The sequence below is a fragment of the Mangrovibacter phragmitis genome (assembly GCF_040429585.1).
Classification (GTDB): Bacteria; Pseudomonadota; Gammaproteobacteria; order Enterobacterales; family Enterobacteriaceae; genus Mangrovibacter; species Mangrovibacter phragmitis.
Window position 1 is genome coordinate 291,543 of sequence record NZ_CP134782.1, and the last position, 21,433, is coordinate 312,975.

General features: G+C 52.1%; 13 protein-coding genes and 1 pseudogene. 11 read left to right on the plus strand and 3 right to left on the minus strand.

The features are described 5' to 3' along the window. The first annotated feature begins 5 nt into the window (after positions 1–5). The 11 genes and pseudogenes from dppB (at position 6) to MPHASIOC01_RS01415 (ending at position 16,102) form a co-directional block, all read left to right on the plus strand. A complete protein-coding gene (gene dppB, locus MPHASIOC01_RS01365) occupies positions 6–1,025 on the plus strand; it encodes a dipeptide ABC transporter permease DppB (protein WP_064597710.1) in 1,020 nt (339 codons plus the stop codon). A gap of 9 nt (positions 1,026–1,034) precedes the next feature. Further along, positions 1,035–1,937 (plus strand): dipeptide ABC transporter permease DppC, encoded by a 903-nt coding sequence (gene dppC / locus MPHASIOC01_RS01370; protein ID WP_064597711.1) that lies wholly within the window; start codon positions 1,035–1,037, stop codon positions 1,935–1,937. Between the two features lie 10 nt (positions 1,938–1,947). Continuing rightward, positions 1,948–2,931, plus strand: coding sequence for a dipeptide ABC transporter ATP-binding protein (dppD, locus tag MPHASIOC01_RS01375; RefSeq protein ID WP_064597713.1), 984 nt, complete (start codon positions 1,948–1,950; stop codon positions 2,929–2,931). Further along, positions 2,928–3,935: a dipeptide ABC transporter ATP-binding subunit DppF gene (gene dppF / locus MPHASIOC01_RS01380; RefSeq protein WP_064597715.1), complete on the plus strand. Its 1,008-nt coding sequence runs from the start codon at positions 2,928–2,930 to the stop codon at positions 3,933–3,935. The genes dppD and dppF overlap by 4 nt, the downstream gene beginning before the upstream one ends. A 746-nt stretch (positions 3,936–4,681) precedes the next feature. Next, positions 4,682–5,440: a cellulose biosynthesis protein BcsO gene (gene bcsO / locus MPHASIOC01_RS01385; protein ID WP_353613795.1), complete on the plus strand. Its 759-nt coding sequence runs from the start codon at positions 4,682–4,684 to the stop codon at positions 5,438–5,440. Then, entirely contained in the window at positions 5,431–6,234 is an 804-nt protein-coding gene (gene bcsQ / locus MPHASIOC01_RS01390) for a cellulose biosynthesis protein BcsQ (protein ID WP_064597720.1), read from the plus strand. Before bcsO ends, bcsQ begins: the two co-directional genes overlap by 10 nt. 18 nt (positions 6,235–6,252) lie before the next feature. Beyond that, on the plus strand, positions 6,253–8,379 hold the full coding sequence (gene bcsA / locus MPHASIOC01_RS01395; RefSeq protein ID WP_064597722.1) for a UDP-forming cellulose synthase catalytic subunit: 2,127 nt from the start codon (positions 6,253–6,255) through the stop codon (positions 8,377–8,379). Further along, positions 8,376–10,757 carry a cellulose biosynthesis cyclic di-GMP-binding regulatory protein BcsB gene (gene bcsB, locus MPHASIOC01_RS01400; protein ID WP_353613796.1) on the plus strand — a complete coding sequence of 794 codons (2,382 nt, stop codon included), beginning with the start codon at positions 8,376–8,378 and terminating at the stop codon, positions 10,755–10,757. Before bcsA ends, bcsB begins: the two co-directional genes overlap by 4 nt. A 17-nt stretch (positions 10,758–10,774) precedes the next feature. Then, a pseudogene (locus MPHASIOC01_RS01405) lies at positions 10,775–14,610 on the plus strand (cellulose synthase subunit BcsC-related outer membrane protein). Positions 14,611–14,612: 2 nt separating this feature from the next. Beyond that, a complete protein-coding gene (bcsD, locus tag MPHASIOC01_RS01410; protein WP_064597724.1) occupies positions 14,613–15,092 on the plus strand; it encodes a cellulose biosynthesis protein BcsD in 480 nt (159 codons plus the stop codon). 8 nt (positions 15,093–15,100) lie between these two features. Continuing rightward, the gene (locus MPHASIOC01_RS01415; protein WP_353613797.1) at positions 15,101–16,102 is read left to right on the plus strand and encodes a glycosyl hydrolase family 8; all 1,002 of its coding nucleotides are present in this window, start codon (positions 15,101–15,103) and stop codon (positions 16,100–16,102) included. 1,898 nt (positions 16,103–18,000) lie between these two features. On the opposite strand, the gene bcsG is transcribed toward MPHASIOC01_RS01415, so the two are convergent. The 3 genes from bcsG to bcsE are packed head-to-tail and all read right to left on the minus strand — an operon-like array spanning position 18,001 to position 21,411. Then, positions 18,001–19,665 (minus strand): cellulose biosynthesis protein BcsG, encoded by a 1,665-nt coding sequence (bcsG, locus tag MPHASIOC01_RS01420; RefSeq protein WP_064597730.1) that lies wholly within the window; start codon positions 19,663–19,665, stop codon positions 18,001–18,003. After that, a complete protein-coding gene (gene bcsF, locus MPHASIOC01_RS01425) occupies positions 19,655–19,852 on the minus strand; it encodes a cellulose biosynthesis protein BcsF (protein WP_064597732.1) in 198 nt (65 codons plus the stop codon). Before bcsF ends, bcsG begins: the two co-directional genes overlap by 11 nt. After that, complete coding sequence (gene bcsE / locus MPHASIOC01_RS01430; RefSeq protein ID WP_353613798.1) at positions 19,849–21,411, minus strand: cellulose biosynthesis protein BcsE; 1,563 nt, start codon at positions 21,409–21,411, stop codon at positions 19,849–19,851. The genes bcsF and bcsE overlap by 4 nt, the downstream gene beginning before the upstream one ends. Between the last annotated feature and the right edge of the window lie 22 nt (positions 21,412–21,433).

Here is a 21,433-nt window from a genome sequence, read left to right on the forward strand (position 1 = left end):
GGCTAATGTTGCAGTTCATTCTCCGACGTCTGGGATTGGTTATCCCAACGTTTATAGGTATAACCCTTGTTACTTTCGCTTTCGTCCACATGATTCCGGGAGATCCGGTGATGATCATGGCGGGTGAGCGCGGGATTTCCCCCGAACGCCATGCTCAACTGCTGGCCCAATTAGGGTTAAACAAACCACTCTGGCAGCAATACGTCACCTATATCTGGAACGTATTGCACGGGGATTTGGGTATCTCCCTGAAAAGCCGTCTGCCTGTCTGGCAAGAATTTGTTCCTCGTTTCAAAGCGACTCTGGAACTGGGTGTGTGCGCCATGATTTTTGCTGTTGCTGTAGGTATTCCTGTTGGGGTACTGGCGGCGGTAAAACGCGGTTCGATTTTTGACCATACCGCTATTGGCCTGGCACTGACAGGTTATTCCATGCCAATTTTCTGGTGGGGGATGATGCTGATTATGTTGGTGTCTGTGCACTGGAACCTGACGCCTGTTTCCGGGCGTATAGGCGACACGGTCTTCCTTGACGATTCGCTACCTCTGACCGGGTTTATGCTGATAGATACCGCAATCTGGGGGCAACCGGGTGATTTTATTGACGCCGTGGCACATATGATTCTGCCTGCCATTGTGTTGGGGACCATCCCGCTGGCGGTCATTGTGCGTATGACCCGTTCCGCTATGCTGGAAGTGCTGGGTGAGGATTATATTCGCACTGCCCGGGCCAAAGGCCTGAGCCGCCTGCGGGTGATTGTGGTGCATGCTTTGCGGAATGCCATGCTGCCGGTGGTGACGGTTATTGGTCTGCAGGTCGGTACATTGCTGGCGGGTGCGATATTGACCGAAACCATTTTCTCCTGGCCTGGCCTTGGTCGCTGGTTGATTGAAGCACTGCAACGACGGGATTACCCGGTGGTGCAGGGTGGTGTGTTGTTGGTCGCGACACTGATTATTCTGGTGAACCTGATTGTCGACCTGTTGTACGGCGTGGTGAACCCGCGTATCCGGCATAAGAAGTAAGGGGTTATCATGACGCAAGTAACTGAAAACAACGTGGTGACAGCCCCGGTGCCGATGACACCGTTTCAGGAGTTCTGGCACTACTTTAAACGTAATAAAGGTGCAGTGATTGGGTTGGTCTACGTCACCCTGATGCTGCTTATCGCGCTGTTCGCTAATTTTGTCGCCCCTCATGACCCGGCAATGCAGTTCCGCGATGCATTGTTGCATCCACCTGTCTGGGCGGACGGTGGCAGCTGGAAGTTTATTCTGGGCACTGATGATGTGGGCCGCGATATTCTTTCCCGCCTGATGTACGGCGCGCGTTTATCCCTGCTGGTAGGGTGCATGGTCGTTCTGCTGTCTCTGGTTATGGGGATTGTACTGGGCCTGGTGGCTGGCTATTTTGGCGGTACAGTGGACACCATCATCATGCGTGTGGTGGATATTATGCTGGCTCTGCCAAGCTTGCTGCTGGCGCTGGTGCTGGTGGCGATTTTTGGCCCATCAATAGTGAATGCTTCCATGGCACTGGCTTTCGTCGCCTTACCGCACTATGTGCGCTTAACCCGTGCGGCAGTGCTGGTCGAAGTGAACCGCGACTATGTAACTGCTTCCCGTGTGGCCGGTGCGGGTGCAATGCGCCAAATGTTCGTCAATATTTTCCCTAACTGCCTGGCACCGTTAATTGTGCAGGCATCAATGGGCTTCTCTAACGCCATTCTGGATATGGCTGCGTTGGGTTTCCTGGGTATGGGGGCTCAACCACCAACACCAGAATGGGGCACCATGCTTGCTGACGTTTTGCAATTTGCGCAAAGCGCCTGGTGGGTGGTGACCTTCCCGGGGCTGGCGATTTTGCTGGCCGTGCTGGCTTTCAACCTGATGGGTGATGGCCTGCGTGATGCACTTGACCCCAAACTCAAGCAGTAAGAGGCACCCGATGGCGTTATTGAATGTAGACAGTTTATCGGTGCACTTCGGTGAAGAAGATGCGCCATTCCGTGCCGTTGACCGCATTAGCTATAGTGTGAGTCAGGGGCAAGTCGTGGGGATTGTCGGTGAGTCCGGTTCGGGCAAGTCCGTCAGTTCTCTGGCAATTATGGGCCTGATTGATTTTCCTGGCCGGGTAATGGCGGACAGCCTGGAATTTAATGGCCGTGACTTACGGAAAATTTCCGAGCGCGAGCGTCGCCAGTTAGTGGGCTCAGAAGTGGCGATGATTTTCCAGGATCCGATGACCAGCCTGAACCCGTGTTACACCGTTGGCTACCAGATAATGGAAGCCATTAAGGTGCACCAGGGGGGCAATAAAAAAACCCGTCGCCAGCGGGCAATCGACCTGTTGGATCAGGTGGGCATCCCGGACCCGGCATCACGTCTGGATGTGTATCCACACCAGCTTTCCGGGGGGATGAGCCAGCGTGTAATGATAGCCATGGCGATAGCCTGCCGGCCAAAATTGTTGATTGCGGATGAACCAACGACTGCGCTGGATGTGACCATTCAGGCGCAGATTATTGAACTGCTTCTGGAATTGCAGCAACAGGAAAACATGGCGCTGGTGCTTATCACCCATGACCTGGCGCTGGTTGCTGAGGCGGCGCATAAAATCATCGTGATGTATGCCGGCCAGGTGGTTGAAGCGGCCAGTGCGAAGGATATTTTCCGCGCACCCCGTCACCCATACACCCAGGCTTTATTGCGTGCCTTACCCGAGTTTGCTCAGGACAAGGCGCGCCTTGAGTCGCTTCCCGGTGTGGTTCCCGGCAAATATGACCGCCCGCAAGGCTGCCTGCTTAACCCGCGTTGCCCTTATGCCACGGATAAATGCCGGGCTGAGGAGCCGTCTTTGCACGAACTGGAACACGGGCGTCAGTCTAAATGCCACTATCCCCTTGATGATGCCGGGAGGCCGACAGTATGAGTACCCATGAGGCCGACGCGCAACAGCACTTGTTGCAGGCTATCGATTTAAAAAAACACTACCCGGTGAAGAAGGGGATGTTTGCCCAGGAGCAACTGGTCAAGGCGCTTGATGGTGTCTCTTTCACACTGGAAAGAGGCAAAACGCTGGCTATCGTCGGTGAATCCGGTTGTGGTAAATCCACCCTTGGCCGCCTGTTGACGATGATAGAAACCCCTTCCGGTGGGCAACTGTATTACAAAGGTCAGGATTTACTTAAACCAGACCCTCATGCACAAAAGCTACGCCGCCAGAAAATTCAGATTGTGTTCCAGAACCCTTACGCATCATTAAACCCGCGTAAGAAAGTGGGGCAGATTCTGGAAGAGCCTTTGCTTATCAATACTGATTTGTCAAAGCAGGAACGGCGCGAGAAAGCCTTGTCGATGATGGCGAAAGTTGGCCTGAAAACCGAACACTATGATCGTTATCCACATATGTTTTCTGGTGGTCAGCGTCAGCGTATTGCCATTGCCCGTGGTCTGATGCTGGACCCGGATGTAGTGATTGCCGATGAACCTGTGTCTGCATTGGATGTTTCTGTACGCGCGCAGGTACTGAACCTGATGATGGATTTACAGCAGGAAATGGGGCTGTCTTATGTCTTTATTTCACACGACTTGTCTGTGGTTGAACACATTGCTGATGAAGTGATGGTGATGTACCTCGGGCGTTGTGTGGAAAAAGGCAGCAAAGATGCTATTTTTGATAACCCCCGGCACCCTTACACTCAGGCATTACTGTCTGCCACCCCGCGTCTTCACCCGGAATCACGGCGTGAGCGTATTAAGTTGACGGGAGAACTACCCAGCCCGCTCAGCCCACCTCCGGGCTGTGCGTTTAATGCGCGTTGCACCCGCCGCTTTGGTCAGTGCACACAGCTACAGCCACATTTGAAAGATTATCGTGGTCAGTTGGTTGCCTGCTTCGCGGTTGACCAGGATGAAAATGCGCACACAGTTTAAGTGATGTGTTACAGGCAGGCTCGTTGTACAGATGAGCCTGCCTGTCTTCTGTAACCTTTTTCTTACGTTGTTTTCCTTTCCTGACTTCGCTTTCTGGTACGCACCTGGCGTGTTACTTCACATGCACGTACAAAATTGCCATTCCTCTGGCATTTTATGCTGTCGTTATTTGTAGCTATCAGTAGGTTGTTAGTATAACCATGGTTATGATGGCAGGTTGTATGCTTTTAATGGCAAATTTTCTGTGAATATACCGTTATAAGGCTTATCTGAAACTTGGCCTACAAAAACTGGTAGGGGGCAGTATCGGGATGCAATTAAACTGTTCAGGAATCGTCTGTAGGGTGTTTTATTGATAGAGAAATTATATTTCTAAATATTTCTCTGGGTAACATTTAATGTATAAAGCACAAAATGTTAATAGTTATAAATTCTGAATATAAAATATAAATTAGTGTTATTTGCTGCTTAATGTATTAATAATCAATATTAAATGCACTATTATTTGTATTTTGTGGTTATAAAAAATTTGTGGTTTTTGTGCTAAAAAAAAGATAGCGCGATGACAGTGAGAGTCGATATATTAATGCTAAATATCGGCGCAATTTTTGAACAGCGCGTTCTTGCTCAAAATGACGCAGGTTATTACGCATATTTCCTCTCTGCGCTCTACTCATAATCATAATATGTATGTCAGGTTTCGTTGTTATCCTGATATGAATACACTTGCAACTTAGAGTACTCCTATGAACAGCTATGATGATCTGCAGCGATTTAAAGATAAAACCCATACTGGTTCTATCGATTTTAAAGATATGTCAGCTGAGAAACAGGGGCTCGGTGCGGGAAGCAATGTGATTTTTAGCCAGCTGACACAGGGAAGTAGTGAGGGTGCCCAGGACTCGCCATTTCGTGGCGCGGGCCATACTTCTGTTACTGCGCCGGATGCAGTTAAACCGGGTACGTTTGATGTACCAGCTGGTTCCCGTGCTGCAGTAACACCGACAAATTCATTACCACCTGTGACCTGGACTACTGAGGTTGTCAACACTGCGCCTCGCCCGGTGGATGAATCTGCACCTTCTTTACTGAAAGAAATGGCGATGATGCCTAAAGTTGTGTCAGTAAAAGTCCCGGCTAACGCAATATCACCGGTGGTACCCACTAAACCTGTTGCACCGCAACCACAGGGCATTGCCCCTGACCCTGTACCGGAAAATGCACCAGCGGTACAACCACTGGAAACTGATGCTCCCATTATGGCGGCTCTTGCCGGCACACCACCAGGCGATGCGCTGGTGAACTCACCTGACGCTATGGCTGAACCTCGGGTGGTGCGGCCATCTGTTCGCCACCCTGAACCTGTTTCTGCCCCTCCTTCCTCTGACGGGAAGATTAACTTTGCTCAGCTGTTTGCGCCGTCTTCTGCGGGCAACACACCACGCTCAGCGGTTAAAGAAATGCCATTAAAACCTTTGCTGGAAAGGATAGCCTCATGCCGTTAATTTGCGTCTGCTCGCCTAAAGGCGGTGTCGGTAAGACCACCGTAGCAGCGAATTTGTCTTATGCCCTGGCACGTTCAGGCATCAAAGTTCTGGCTATTGATTTTGACGTACAAAATGCGCTGCGCCTGCATTTTGGTGTGCCGTTGTCCGACGGGCGTGGTTATGTTGCCAAATCAATGGAAAACCCTGACTGGAGCCAGTATGTGCTTACAACAGGTGGAAATATTTTTGTGCTGCCTTATGGCGACAGCACAGAAGAGCAACGTGTTGCATTTGAAGACCGTCTGGCGAATGACGAACATTTTCTGGCGCGAGGCCTGAGCACTCTGCTGAATTACCCCGGGCTTGTGGTTGTTGCTGATTTTCCTCCGGGCCCCGGGCCTGCATTGAAAGCGATTGCCTCTATCGCTGATCTCAACTTAGTCACTATGCTGGCGGATACAGCTTCGTTGTCGCTGCTTCCCCAGGTTGAGAATCAGCGCATGATTGGCGGGCCGCTGAATCACCGTGCTGGTCACTATTTTTTAATTAACCAGGCTGATACGCGCCGCCATATTAGCCGTGATGTTACTTCCTTTATGGAGGAGCGGCTGGGTGAACGTTTGTTGGGTGTGGTCCACCGTGATGAAAGCGTTGTGGAAGCGCATGCAGCGCAAAAATCGATTTTCGAGTTCAGCCCGGCATCAGCAGCAGCGTTTGACATCGAAATCATTAGTAAAAAAGTCGCCAGTATTTTGGGTGTCAAAGTCGGGGATGGTGAAGTTCACGCCAGCCCCAAACTATCGGGCTATTAATTACCCTCGGGATTTGCCATGAAAAAGTTCCAGTTTTATCTGCTGCTACTTGTGTTGGCACCAGTAGCGGTACTGATCATTATTACGCCTATGGATAGCCAGAAGCAGTATATCTTTGGCCTGATCAGTATGGCGTGCCTGTTTGTTTTAGGATGGTTGAGTAAGAAGCGCGGTATTTCGATTGTACTGGTGCTGGCATCAATTTTGATGTCTACCCGTTATATCTATTTCCGGGCGACACAAACGTTGCACTTTAATTCTGAAATTGAAGCTATCTTAGGGATTGGCCTGTTTTTGGCCGAACTCTATACCTGGGTGATGTTGCTGCTCAGCTATCTGCAAACCATGTTTCCCCTTGAGCGCAAAATTGTGCCATTGCCGGAAGATGAATCGCTGTGGCCGACGGTTGATGTCTATGTACCTACATACAATGAAAGTCTGGAAGTGGTACGGGATACCGTCCTGGCTGCACAATGTCTTGATTATCCTAAAGATAAAATAAAAATCTATTTACTGGATGATGGGAAGCGTAGCGAATTTGCGGTGTTTGCGGCTGATGTCGGCGTGGGTTATATCACTCGTACCAACAACGCCCATGCCAAAGCGGGTAACCTGAACCATGCAATGAAACTGACCAATGGTGAGCTGATTTGCGTATTTGACTGTGACCATGTCGCCACCCGTGTCTTTTTGCAGGCAACAGTTGGTTCATTCCTGCAGGATCCGAGACTGGCGCTGTTACAGACACCACACTATTTTTACTCCCCGGATCCATTTGAACGTAATCTGTCACGCGGCCTGAATATCCCCAACGAGGGGTCGTTATTTTATGGCCCGATTCAGAAGGGCAATGATAACTGGAATGCGACATTCTTCTGCGGCTCTTGTGCGGTTATCCGCCGTAGCGCACTGGAAGAAATTGGTGGTTTTGCTGTTGAGACGGTAACGGAAGATGCCCATACGGCGCTGAAAATGCAGCGTCTGGGGTGGAAATCGGCTTTTCTGGGGATTCCTCTGGCCGCTGGCCTGGCAACGGAACGTCTGGTTCTGCATGTGATTCAGCGTACTCGCTGGGCGCGCGGTATGACGCAGATTTTTCGTCTTGATAACCCGTTGTGGGGGCGTGGGCTGCACTGGCAACAACGGCTGTGTTATTTGAGTGCGATGCTCTACTTCCAGTTTGCGCTACCGCGTATTGCGTTTCTAACCGCCCCGCTGGCCTACTTGTTGTTTAACCTGAATATTATTCACTCTTCCGCCAGCCTGATTTTTGCCTATGCGTTACCGCATTTGCTGATTTCTATTTTTGTCAGTTCGCGTCTTAATGGCCGCTTCCGTTACAGCTTCTGGGGCGAAATATACGACCTGGTGCTGGCGTTCCATATTGCCTTGCCAACGATGATTACCATGATTTTCCCCAAACGAGGCAAATTTAACGTAACGGACAAAGGCGGGTTGCTGAATGTCGGTTATTTCGATTTCAGCATTGTTCGCCCTCACGTCATTATCGCTATTTTGCTGGCGATTGCCGTCGTAGCAGGCATTGTGCGTGCTGTGGCATTTAACTATTTTACCGTGGACCCGAACGTTATTGCCCTGAACGTGGGGTGGGGGTTATACAGCCTGTTCTTCCTGATGGGCGCGATTGCGGTTGCGCGTGAAACGCGCCAAACCCGTAAAACGATTCGCCTGGATGTGACTATTCCGGCGGTTATTCACTATGCCAGTGGTGTTTCTTCCCGGACAGAAACCCGGGATCTTTCTATGGGGGGATGCCGCCTTGTGGCACCAGATAACCGGCATCTGAATGATGAAATAGAGGAAGTGGAACTGCAGTTGAACTCCGGGGCGATAAGTATTCCAGTACGCGTGATTTCTTCTGAAGACCACCAGGATAACGATATTCGCCTCATGTTTGATGACATTCCTTTAGCACGTCGCCGGGAGTTGGTGCGGGTGGTGCTTTCCCGTGCCGATGCCTGGGTACAGCCACCGAAACCGCAGGATAACCCGTTCCGTTCTCTGGCGACGATTGCCCGTTGTGTCTTTGATTTGTTCTGGTTCACCTGGAAAGACCGCCAAAAAATGCGTCGGGAAAAGAAACTGGCGAGAATGGCGGATCATGAGGAGGAGAGCGCAGTATGAAATGGATGCGATGGTATGCGCTTTCACTGTGTGTGGTGTTGTCGGGTTCGTTGCGTGCGGCTGAACAGGCGTCCACATCTTCTGGGCCCACGGCAACACAAAGCGCTTCAGCACCGTTAGAATCCGGCGCCACAGGTGCGCCAGGTTCTGATGTGAGTGCTCTGCCACTGGATTTACCAGCACCGACACCAGCTACGACAGACGCCCCAGATATGGCGGCGGGCAGTATTACTCAGGCAACGGTCAGCAATATTACGCTGGCACAAATGGGGCAGCCTTTGGGGCTGGCTTTGAGTGGCGGTCAGTTGCAGGCCGGGATTAACTTCACGCTGCCCAGCGACGAAGTGATAACTACGGCGCAATTGGTTCTCAACCTGAAAGTTTCGCCCGCACTGGCAGCGCGTAACACGACGCTGCAACTGATGATGAATGGACAGCCATTGGGTACGGTGCCTTTGGGCTCGGCGCAATCGGATGATACGACTTACCAGATGGATGTTCCGGCAGCACTGGTGGTGTCGAGTAACAACCTCAGTTTTAAAATCAATGATGGTGATGCCTTATTATGCCAGCGTGAGTTGACGGATAAATATCAGGTAACGATATTGCCAACCACACATCTGGAGCTGGAAGGACAGCAACTGAATATCGGCTCGGATTTAAGCCACTTTCCACGTCCTTTCTTCGATACGATGCAGATGACACCGGCTTCTATCTCCATCGCTTTCCCCGAGAAATTTACCCCGGATGAAGTGAGTGCGGCAGCATTGATTGCTTCCTGGATGGGGATTCAGGCAGATTATCGTGGTGTTTCTTTTGATGTGCAGACCAATACATTGCCAGAAAAGAACGGCATTCTGATTGGCGCGCCGGGGGATATTATCGCCGGGGTGCAACTGCCGCAAAGTAATGGCCCTCTGCTGCAAGTTATTGATAACCCGGGCAACCCGGTTTACAAATTGTTGCTGGTGGTAGGTAAGGACGACAGCCAGTTGCGGGCTGCCGCCTGGCGCCTGACGCGCGGGCAATTTAAACCGCAAACGGCGTCTTTGGCAGTGAAACCCCAGGCTATTCCGGTCAGCAAGCCTTATGACGCGCCACGCTGGATAACCACTGCACGCCCTGTACGCCTGAGTGAGCTGATTCGTAAAGATCAGAGCATGACCGTTACCGGCATTTGGCATGATGTGCTGCGGGTGGCTTTCCGTGCGGCACCGGATCTATTCCTGTGGGATGGCGATACCATTCCGATGCGCATTAGCTACCGTTTCCCGTCGGAAAACTGGATTGATGAAGATAAGTCTTACCTGAACCTGACGTTCAACAACACGTTCCTGCATAACCTGCCAGTTAACAAGCAGGGGATCCTGGAAAGTTTGTGGCACAAACTGGGCGGGGACGCGCGTCAGGAGCGGGCTGATATCCCTCTGGAACCTTATATGATCTATGGGGATAACCAGTTATCGCTCTATTTTAATATCACGCCGAAAGCCAGTGCGCCTTGTGGTGTGTTGTTAAACAATAATATTAAGAGCCGCATAGACGAAGATTCATGGATTGATTTGAGCCATACGCGCCACTTTGCGCAGTTACCCAATCTCTCATATTTCGTTGGTGCGTCCTTCCCGTTCACTCGCCTGGCGGATTATTCGCAAACGGCGTTATTACTTCCGTCGCATCCGAATGATGCGCAAATAGCAACACTGCTGGATCTGGCGGCCCGTTCAGGTAACGCGACGGGAACAGCACTGAACCATAACCGGGTGCTGTTTGGTCTGCCTGAAGGCGGCGCGAATAAAGCCTGGCTCGATTCCCGGGATATCCTGGCCGTTTCCACACTGGGTGAAGAAGCTTTTAACCGTGCCGTTTTGGCAGACTCGCCGTTTATGACCAGTGACCATACGTTGGGGGTGCGTGAACCCTCTCACTGGCAAAAAATTAAGCGCTGGGTAGAAGGCAACTGGAATCTGAATGGCCTGGAGGCAGACCGCTACTTTTCATCAAACGAAGCATGGCGTGGGTTTGTCAGTTATCGCTCCCCATGGAATGACCAGCGTGTTGTGGTGATGGCGATTGGCAGTAACGATGATCAGCTTTCCCGTCTGCATACCGATTTGATGTCGGCAAAAATCAATGCTGCCATTCGTGGGGATGCGGCAGTGATTACCGACGAAAATGGCGTGCGTAGTTTCCGTGTCGGGCCTCAATTCCCAAGCGGCCAGTTACCCTGGTATATGAGGATTATCTGGTACGCCAACCAGCACAGCGCCATGTTGGCTATTTTGGGGTTGATTCTGAGTATGGTGGTGGGACTTGCGCTGTACAGCGCACTGAAACGCCGTGCCCGTAACCGTCTTAATCCGGAGTCTGATTCGTGAAAACAGTGGGTAAAAAAATGAATCATAAAACAGCCCAGGTGCTATCGACTTTCTGCCTGTCCGGGGTGTTAAGCCTTGGTGTGGCAGTTGGCCAGGCACAGGCGGATGCTAACAGCCCGGCGTTAAAAGCCTTGTTTGATCAGGCCAATTACTGGCATGAAAAATCCCATGATGATCTGGCAATGCAGTCGCTTAATAAAGTGTTGATGGTGGATGCCAACAACACTCAGGCACTGTACCTGATGGCATTATGGTCCCAACAAAACGGTAACCTGAAAGCATCTGCGCAATGGCGTGCGCGGTTGGCGAAAGCTGACCCGGCCGCGCCACAGCTTCAGGCGCTGGATAATGCCCGCCAATTGCAACAAGTCCCTCAGGGGCAACTGGCATTAGCTCGCCAGCAGGCGCGCAGCGGCAACATTTCTGCTGCGTTATCCACCTGGCGCGGCTTATTTAATGGCAATGAACCACCCGCGAGCCTTGCTCCAGAGTACTATCTGACAATGGCGGGGGATAAATCGCTGTACCCGCAGGCCGTTGCCGGGTTGCGCCAGTTAACGGCTGAACACCCGCAGGATAACGCAGCTCGCGTGGCGTTGGGTAAGGTGCTGACCTACCGTGATGACACGCGCCGTGACGGGATTGATTTGCTCGAAGAGATGGCCAGTGGTAACAAAGAGGCCGACAGCAGCCTGCGTCAGGCGCTGTTGTGGCTTGGGCCGAAAGCGGGTGACGAACACTATTATCAAACCTGGATGCAACGCCACCCGAAAGACAGCGATGTGCTGGCTTATTACCGTAAAAATGTAGGGGGGGCGGCGAAAGGTGCGGGCTTTACTGATTTGAACAGCGGTAATCTGGCTGCTGCCCAAAGCCAGTTTGAAAAAGTGCTGCAGGCCAACCCGACCGATGCAGATGCGCTGGCCGGGATGGGCTATGTTGCTCAGCGTCAGGGAAATTACCAGGCAGCGGCACAATACCTGAAACGGGCAGCTGAACAAGGCGGTGATGCATCTGCGGAGCGCCAGAAGCAAGGGGAGGATGCCGCATTTTATGGGCAACTTGCCGAAGCTCAACAGGCGTTTAAACAGGGTAATACTGCTCAGGCGCTGGCCCTGAGTGCACCCCTGGCGCAACAGAGCGGAGACAAAGGTATGGCAGCGAAGCTGTTCCGTGCCGATGTGTTACGCCGTACCAAAGATTATGCTCAGGCTGAGCAAACGCTGCGGGATATCCTGACCAGCTCTCCGGGCAATGCCGCTGCCAGAGAAAATCTCTATTACGTTCTGCGTGATCAGAATAAAACGGGCGAAGCGCAGGCTATGCTGCAAAGCCTGCCGGCATCACTCCAGGCGAAACTGCAGCCCAAAGGTGGGTACGGTTCGCCAGCGGATCCGATTCGCCGCCAGGCTCAGCAGGCGCTGGCCCGGGGCGATGCGACGCAGGCCATTTCTATTTTGCGCCAGGGGATCAACCGCCTGCCGTCTAACCCCTGTTACGGCTTGATCTGGCGAGGATCCTGGACAAACAAGGGAATAATGCCGCGGCAAACGATGTGATGGCGCCATTATACCGGGCTGGCTCAGGTACCGAGTCTCTGTATGCGGCTGCGTTGTTCGCCAGTGATCAGGGCGCCTGGCAACAGGTACAAACGCTGATAGGCCGCGTGCCAGCTTCCGCACGTAACCGTGAGATGCGGGATTTGTCGCAAAGGGCGAATTTCAACCTGCAAATGGCGACCGCAGAAAGTTACCTGGCTTCCGGCAATCAGGTGGCTGCTGCCAACACCCTGAAAGCGCTGTCTGGCCAGGTGCCGGACAGCCCGGCAGATGCCGGGAAACTGGCGCGTTTGATGGCACAAAGTGGAGACATGACCTCGGCAGTCGCGGTCGTGCGCAGCAGCATTGCTCAGGGTGTCAAAGGCAATGCTGGCGACTATGCAGACCAGGTTGCGGTGTTAAACCAGGCGGGCTTGCGTAGCGAAGCACAAACACTGTTATCCAACCCTGAACTGCAGGCTAACAGCACACCAACGCAACTGGCCGGGATCCGTAATGGCTACGTTATCAATGAAGCGGATAAATTACGTGAACAGGGTAATTATGCGGCAGCATATGACAAGCTGATCCGTGCCTTGCAGCAGGATCCGCAAAATACCGATCTGATGTTCGCTATGGCGCGGTTGTATCAGTCGGGCAAAATGAACAAAGAAGCGGGTGTGGTCTATGACTACCTGATGACCAGAGATACCCCGAAACAGGATGCGCGTGTTGGCGCAATTGATGTGGCGCTGAGCAGTGGCGATGTCAAAAAGGCTCGTTCGCTGGCAAATGGATTACGCGATACGCAAACACCTGACCGGTTATTGTTAATGGCGCGATTGTCCGAAGCTGAAGGTAATCATCAACAAGCCCTGGCCTACCTGCGCAATGCTCGCGGGCAACTGGTAGGCTTGCAGCCAGGAGGTTCGTCAACATCGCCCATGATTGGCGGGTTAGTGCTGGCGGATAATCCATTTAACGGAACTTCACCAACGCCTTATGCCGACACCTCTTCATCATTGTATGGTTCAGCTATGCCATGGCAGGTGGCGCAGATGGGGCGCAATCCACAGACAGCGCCAGTGAATACTGTGCGCCCTGATTTGCCAGTGGAATCCGCACAAAGTAGTACGCTGCGGCAGGTCGATGAAATGATGCAACAGCTTGATGATAAAACGTCAACCTGGGTGCAGGGCGATTTGGCCGTTCGTGGTCGTGATGGCGAAAGTGGCCTGAGCAAACTGACGGAAGTGAAAACACCGCTCCAGTGGTCTACGGTGCCTTTCGGCGATGCCCGTCTTGATTTGAACGTCACACCCGTCTCTCTGGATGCCGGTAGTTCATCTGTTGATGCCAGCCGCCGCTTTGGCACTGGCGCGCTAATTCAGGGACAAGTCGCACAGGCGAACGGGATATCGTCACTTGCCGGGAATACTCTGCCAGATGTAGCTTCCCAGGGCTCACAGAGCGATTCTGGCGTTGAAGTTGGTATGGCGTTGAGTGGTGACAGCTATAAGCTGGATGTGGGAACCACTCCTTTGGGGCCAAACCTGAACACCGTGGTAGGTGGTATTCAGTGGTCGCCACAATTGACGGATTACCTGAAAGTTATCTTTAAAGGTGAACGCAGGGCGATGACAGACAGCCTCCTGTCTTATGTTGGCGCTCTGGATAAATATTCCGGTAAGCACTGGGGGCAGGTCACTAAAAATGGTGGCACTGTACAACTCAGCTATGATGACGGTGATGTGGGCTTTTATTTTGGCGGTGGTGGCTGGAGCTATATAGGTACCAATGTTGCCAGTAATACCAGTGTGGAAGGTTCCGCTGGTTTCTATTTGCGGCCACTGCGGGCAGACGACCGTGAACTGAAAACCGGGGTTAATATCGGTTACATGGATTTTTCCAAAAACCTGAGTTACTACACCTATGGTCAGGGTGGGTATTTCAGTCCACAAAATTATATCAGTGTTTCCTTCCCGGTTGATTATACCCAGCGGTTCAGTAACTGGAAAATGTCTGTAGGAGCGGCATTGGGTTACCAGTCCTACAGTCAGGATAATAGTGCATACTTCCCGAATAACCCGGACTTGCAATCCCAACTGGAAGGTTATGTGGCCGCAGGGCAGGCGAAAGAAGCGTACTACGGTGGCAAGAGCCAAAATGGTATGGGCTACAACCTGCACGCAGATGTCGACTATAACATTAACAAAGATATGACTGTCGGCGGTCGTGTCGGTTATGACACTTTCGGCAGTTACAACGAAAGCACCGCACAGGTGTGGTTCCGCTATATGTTGGGAGAGCGTTAATAATGGCGTTGAATGAACAAAATTCTGCTGTTCTGAGGTATTTCCAGCAACAGCAGACTCCGGCAGGCTGGTTTGACATGCTGACCATTATGGTCGATGGCATGGTACGTAATGTCGGTGAGAAAGACAGCCATCCGTTCCTGACACAAATGGGTATCTCTTTCGGGCAGGCATTCCCTCTGCCCGAAGCGGAGACCGTTGGTGAGCTGGAAGCGCATATCAATAACCGTCTGGCACAATTTAACTGGGGGATTGTGGATATTGATGTGGAGGATAACGCGATGGTTATCCGCCACCAGGCGTTGCCGGTAGCACGTCATGATCGTGAACAGAACAGATGGTGTAACGCATTTTGCGCTATGATGGAAGGCGTATATGCGAGTTGGATGCGTCAACAGGGCGGTAAAGACAGTGTAGCCCTGTGGCGCGACCAGTCCTGGTCATTGACCGATGTTCAGTTCCGTTATCAGGGACGTTTTTAAGGAAAACTATGTTACAGCGGGGTTTAGCACTGGTGGCGCTGATGGCGTCACTGGTGATGTCGTCGTTCGCACATGCCGATGTGGACTGGGGGCATTTTAAAGCGCGTTTTTTAATGGCAGATGGGCGAATCATTGACACCGGAAATCATAATGTCAGCCATACCGAAGGCCAGGGGTTCGGTATGTTGTTTGCAGTGGCAGGAAATGACCGGGGCAGTTTCGATAAAATGTGGACCTGGACCAATACACACCTTAAGAACCCAAAAAACGGGTTGTTTTACTGGCGTTATAATCCGGTGGCACCCGATCCTGTTGAAGATAAAAACGATGCTACCGATGGGGATGCGTTGATTGCCTGGGCCTTACTGAAGGCTGGGGAAAAGTGGGGTGATCCTGCTTATTTTAAGGCTTCAGATGCCATTACCAACGCACTGATAAAGCACACCGTTATTGATTTCGCCGGGCAGAAAGTTATGTTACCCGGAGCCAGTGGTTTCAATCTCAATAGTTATGTCAACCTGAACCCATCTTACTTTATATTCCCGGCCTGGCGTGCGTTTGCCAAACGCAGCCATCTGGCAGTGTGGACGCAACTTATTAATGACGGGCAAAGTTTGCTGAAAAAAATGGATCTGGGTGAAGCTAAGCTACCGACAGACTGGGTTTCTCTGTATGCCGATGGGCATACAGAACCCGCCAAACAGTGGCCTGCGCGCATGAGCTACGATGCTATACGTATCCCGGTTTACATTGGCTGGGACCAGCCTGACAGTGCGTTACTGATGCCCTGGCGTACCTGGTTTGGCCGTTTCGACCGTCTGCATACCCCTGCCTGGGTGAATGTGAATGATAACCAGCAAGCTCCCTACAATATGCAGGGTGGATTGCTGGCAGTACGTGACCTGACAATGGGAACCCTTACCAGTATGGAAACGAAAGTCACCAGTCAGGATGATTATTACTCTGCCAGCCTGAAATTGCTGTCTGCAATGGCCGCGCAAGGGATTTAGCCACCGCAGCCAGTTTACGTGCCCGCACAGCCGGGCACGTTTCAATGATTCAGATACCGCACTCGTCTGTAATCCCGCAGCAACAAACAAATAAAGACATATCAGGCACAAATCCAACAGCCACTCAGCACAACACAAAAATCCCCACTACTTGCAGCGAGGCCTGTTCGCGTAAGACCGGTGAACCGGAGAAAGGAAGACAAGGTTATTCCGCCCGGACGGCGGAATAAGGCGAAACGAGGCAGGTGCAGCGAGGCCTGTTCGCGTAAGACCGGTGAACCGGAGAAAGGAAGACAAGGTTATTCCGCCCGGACGGCGGAATAAGGCGAAACGAGGCAGGTGCAGCGAGGCCTGTTCGCGTAAGACCGGTGAACCGGAGAAAGGAAGACAAGGTTATTCCGCCCGGACGGCGGAATAAGGCGAAACGAGGCAGGACGCCGAGTCGAGCCGGCCGCAGGCTGACTGCCCGGAGGTGAACGCAGTGCGCAGCACCGGTCGCCCGCGAAAACGGGGATTGCAAAGGGGGCGAGCCCCCTTTAGCCCGTTCACAGGCGGTGAAGCCACATTAGCCACCTCACTTCAGGTGAACGGAAACTGCCACACTGCAGGTGAACGGAACAGTCACCGCAGTAACAATAATCTGCCAGTACTGAGCAAATTGCGCGCCGTGTCAGCCACACAGCTTCCTCTCACCAGCCGCGCCCGGCGCCCGCAGGGGGCACTGGTCCCCTGCACCCCCTTTTGTGGCCGGCAAAATCGCCGCTACGCGGACATTCGGCTTACCCCGGCGGCCTGTTCGGGTACCGCTCCGAGTCGGCATCCTGCCTCCCGTCGCTCTGCCTGCGTCCTGCAGGCAGCCCCGGCCCGCCAGGCACGCCTCAACGATTTAGAGGCCACCCAAACCCACCCGCCTGTCATATCTCAGCAAAAACATCAAAAAGACATACCAGACACAGAACATACAGCCACACCAAACCACACAAAAATCCCCACTACTTGCAGCGAGGCCTGTTCGCGTAAGACCGGTGAACCGCAGAAAGGAAGACAAGGTTATTCCGCCCGGATGGCGGAATAAGGCGAAACGAGGCATGGATGCCGAGTCGAGCCGGCCGCAGGCTGACTGCCCGGAGGTGAACGCAGTGCGCAGCACCGGTCGCCCGCGAAAAACCGGATTGTTAAGGGGCGGGCCCCTTAACACGTTCACAGGCTGTGGAGCCGCATTGAGCGCATCACTTCAGGTGAACGGAACCGTCACATCAGTCCAGGCGAGCGGAAACAGCCACACTGCTTCCTCTCACCCACTGCGCCCGGCGCCCGCAGGGGGCACTGGCCCCCTGCACCCCCTTTTGTGGCCGGCAAAATCGCCGCTACGCGGACATTCGGCTTACCCCGGCGGCCTGTTCGGGTACCGCTCCGAGTCGGCATCCTGCCTCCCGTCGCTCTGCCTGCGTCCTGCAGGCAGCCCCGGCCCGCCAGGCACGCCTCAACGATTTAGAGGCCACACCCCACACCCGCCTGTCATATCTCAGCAAAAAACACACAAAGACATACCATGCACAGAACATACAGCCACTCAGCACAACACAAACTATCCGCTACTTGCAGCGGGGACAGTTCGCGTAAGACCGGTGAGCCGGAGAAAGGAAGACAAGGTTATTCCGCCCGGACGGCGGAATAAGGCGAACCGAGGCATGGATGCCGAGTCGAGCCGGCCGCAGGCTGACTGCCCGGAGGTGAACGCAGTGCGCAGCACCGGTCGCCCGCGAAAACGGGGATTGCAAAGGGGGCGAGCCCCCTTTAGCCCGTTCACAGGCTGTGAAGCCACATTAGCCACCTCACTTCAGGTGAACGGAACCTTCACATCAGTCCAGGTGAACGGAAACAACCCCACCCCCCACTTACTGCGGATAAGGCACCCAATCCCCACCATTCAACCTGACCCATGGCTTATTCTGGTACTCAACCACAACCGCATTCGCGTTTTCAGATACCGGTGCAGTCTGTGGCAAACCACTGGTCAGCGCATTCCAGTCCACATGGTCAGCAACAAAGTTTTTGCCATCTAACGAACGCACTACCAGCTCAGATATGGCCAGATAGCTACTGGGGCTGTTGATCTCAATTGGCGCACCCTGATGTGGGTCCTTCATTCCAATAAATTTTACGCCTACTGGTACATGAGTGATAGACGGGCTGGGAATATCGCGCAGGCCGGACACCTGCATTTTATCGCCTCTGAGCGCAGCACCATGTTCGGGTACAACAATAACCATAACCCGACGGTTTGATTTCTCCAGTTGGGTGAGAAACGCATCCAGCTCATCAAAGAGTTTTTGGGCACGTAGCTTGTAGTCTGCTGTTTTGCTGTTACCCTGGAAATGGTTTCCGTCATGCAATGGCAACAAGTTAAAGAAGGTGGCGTTACGTTCATTACCCGGAACAGTATTCATCCAGCGTTCTAACACCGCAGTATCATCGTAAATGGGTGAATTATCAAAAGAGAGCAGATTGACCGGCAATTTGCTTTGATCCATCAGTGGAACAGAAACCCCGCCATTTTCCTGAACTTCTTTCAGGAAACCACCAAACTGACCGTTGTGGTCAAGCATCAGATGCATTGGGAAGCCGAGTTTCGCCAGGTTATCAAACAAGTAGCACTGTTCACCTGCTGGTTGGTACAGATTTTTATGGGCGCTTTGCCCACAACTGGCACGTAACAGGCGAATCGCAGCCGGACCACTGTATGAGGTAGCCGAGTTAAAGTTCTTAAACAGGATATCGAAATGCGACCACAGCGGATGCGCGGTAAGCCCTGTCTCTTCAATATCGGACCACGCCAGCGAACAAATATTGATAATCAACACCTGGAAAGGCTGTGAATCTTCAGGTAACGACGCCGGGAAAGGCGTTTTACGTTTTGCTTCACTGCTGTAAAACGTGTTGAGCCAGTCGCTGATATTGGCAGAGTTGGCAGGCGCGGTTTGTGCAGGGATATCGCCAATTATCACTGGGGAACCCGAAGCTGAAGCGCTGGCCCGAACCGCCGCAGCGGGCGCTGTGGTGCCTGCTGCCGTCGCCGGAAACAATGAGATAGCAGGGCCGGCAATATTCAGCACATTGAGCCACACCATCGCCAGTACCACAAACACGGTGACGCGAATCCACTGTGAAAGGAAAAGCCAGCCAACAAAGAGCACGAAAAACGCGCCGACCATATCCCAGTTAATAAAGCGTGTCACCAGATCCAGAATGTAATCGGTACTGAATCCTGCTACTTGTGAACCCTGGCTAAGGATGCTTTCCGGGCCGGGTAACCAGGTGTCGTGCCAGAACAAACCAAAACCAATAGGAATGGCAACCCACTGGCGGATGCGATGCAGGCGGTCAGATTTTATGGGCAGTAATAAAAAAACAAGAAATGCCAGATTTTTTAGCTCATGGAAATTCAGGTAACCCGCCCACAGCAAGCCAAATTTAACTAAAAAATAGAAGTTCCATGCCCCCGGCCCTCGCCAGGCTTGCCAGTAAGAAGAAAAAGAGGACGATGGTGTTTTATTTGTCATGTTTGTCTGCCCTGACAGGTGTATTACGGCGTAAAACCCCAACAGGTTTTACGTAACGCGGCTTGCCCATAATCTGGCGTACGCGTAAATGAAGAACAGGTAACCAGCGCCTGGCACTGTAGCCCAGAGGCAGAAAAATGATGGCACACAGCACAATTAATTGAAAAATATCAGCAAGGCTCATCATGAGCTCTGGCCCTCCGTACTGGGTTGTAACAGGTCCAGTGGCACTGGGACTCGCCGCCACATGCGGCCAGAGTGCTCAGCATTGACTGGCGAAGGCGTATTGTCATGGGGTGATATCGGTGTTTGCCAGTCGGTTTCAGGGATGGTGCGCATTTGTGTCAGTTCTGCGGCAATGTCGTTATCTTCGAACCAAACCACGCGGTTGGAGATAATATCGCCAACGGGTAGCGGGAAAATATGGCGCAGGGCAACATCCAGATCATTGATGCGGCAATAGGATAAAAACAACATTAGCCGGTTATTACCCAGAGTAACAAAATCGCCCATGCGGTTTGTTTTGCATAAGGTTAATAATTGCTCAACCCGCAACCCAGGCACCGGGCGCAGGGCTACCAGTACACCTTTACTGTCGTTGGGTGACATGGGGTTACTCAGCGCCGATTTAACAGCGTTGCAGAATTTATCCCATGGCTGAAAACCACGCAGGTTGAGTGGACGCAGGCTTGCGGTTAGTAATGAAATATCATCGGGTACATCGCGGGTAAAAAACTGCCCCTGAACACTTTCTATCATGTTCAGGCAGCGCGACAACGGGGCGTTATAAGGCACAATAATATTCGCGCCACAGGCCATTAACAGGCGCTCATCGGTGGCCCGTAACCCCGGATGGGTTTCACGAACAATGAGTTTCATCACACTACCGCGTTGTTTACGCAGCGTATGAATACAGCTTGCCAGGTGGTCAATTTGCTGGTTATTTTCCAGTGCAAAGATAGCGGTGGCTGCATGGTGATGGCGGGCTTCGGTGAATACGGCTTCGTTGTCAGCAAACAGTGACCAGTATTCAGATAATATGGGGGCGCCTTCCAGAACTGCGCTATGGCTCAATATTTGCCGCTCATCACTACGCTGTTGCGGTTCATGCTTCTCTGTAAGTTTTACTGACCAGGCACGTTCACCTTTATTCAACGCAATACGTTGCCTGGCACTAACACCCATCCTGTTTAGCCAGAAAGTGACATCAAAAATATATTCTCCCTGCTCCTGGCGAACTGATGCAATTCCCGAAAGGCTTTGATGCTGATTAGAGAGTAATGATGTGGCTTTATCTGAATTATTGTCCGGGTTGATGATGAGTAGTGCACAGTTATTCGTTTTGACCCAGCGCTTCATATTGGCAAGCCATTGTTTAATGGCGTCACCAGAAATACTCCGCCAGAAACCTTCCTTTGCAAGAAAAATGAATAAGTAGTTATCAGGAATGACTGAGCAAAGGAGATCAGAAGATAAAGAGTATAGACTATTCTTATTTGCTGGCATGCTGAATAATTGGATTTTTTCAGGACCGTGATGTTGATCTAATTCAATAACTGAGGATGCGTTTTCACCCATAGTGATAACTGCGGCCAGAGTCTGGTTACGCTGGGCTGCAAGGGTACTATTGGCAACAAGTTGCGCGTCTTCAGCCCGGTCTGTATTTACCCACCAGATTCCACCCGTGGTCATTTGTCGCAACTCATCCCAAAGTGCATGTATGCCAAATGAAAATAGTGATTCCATGGCGTCTCTCTTGAATCGAAGT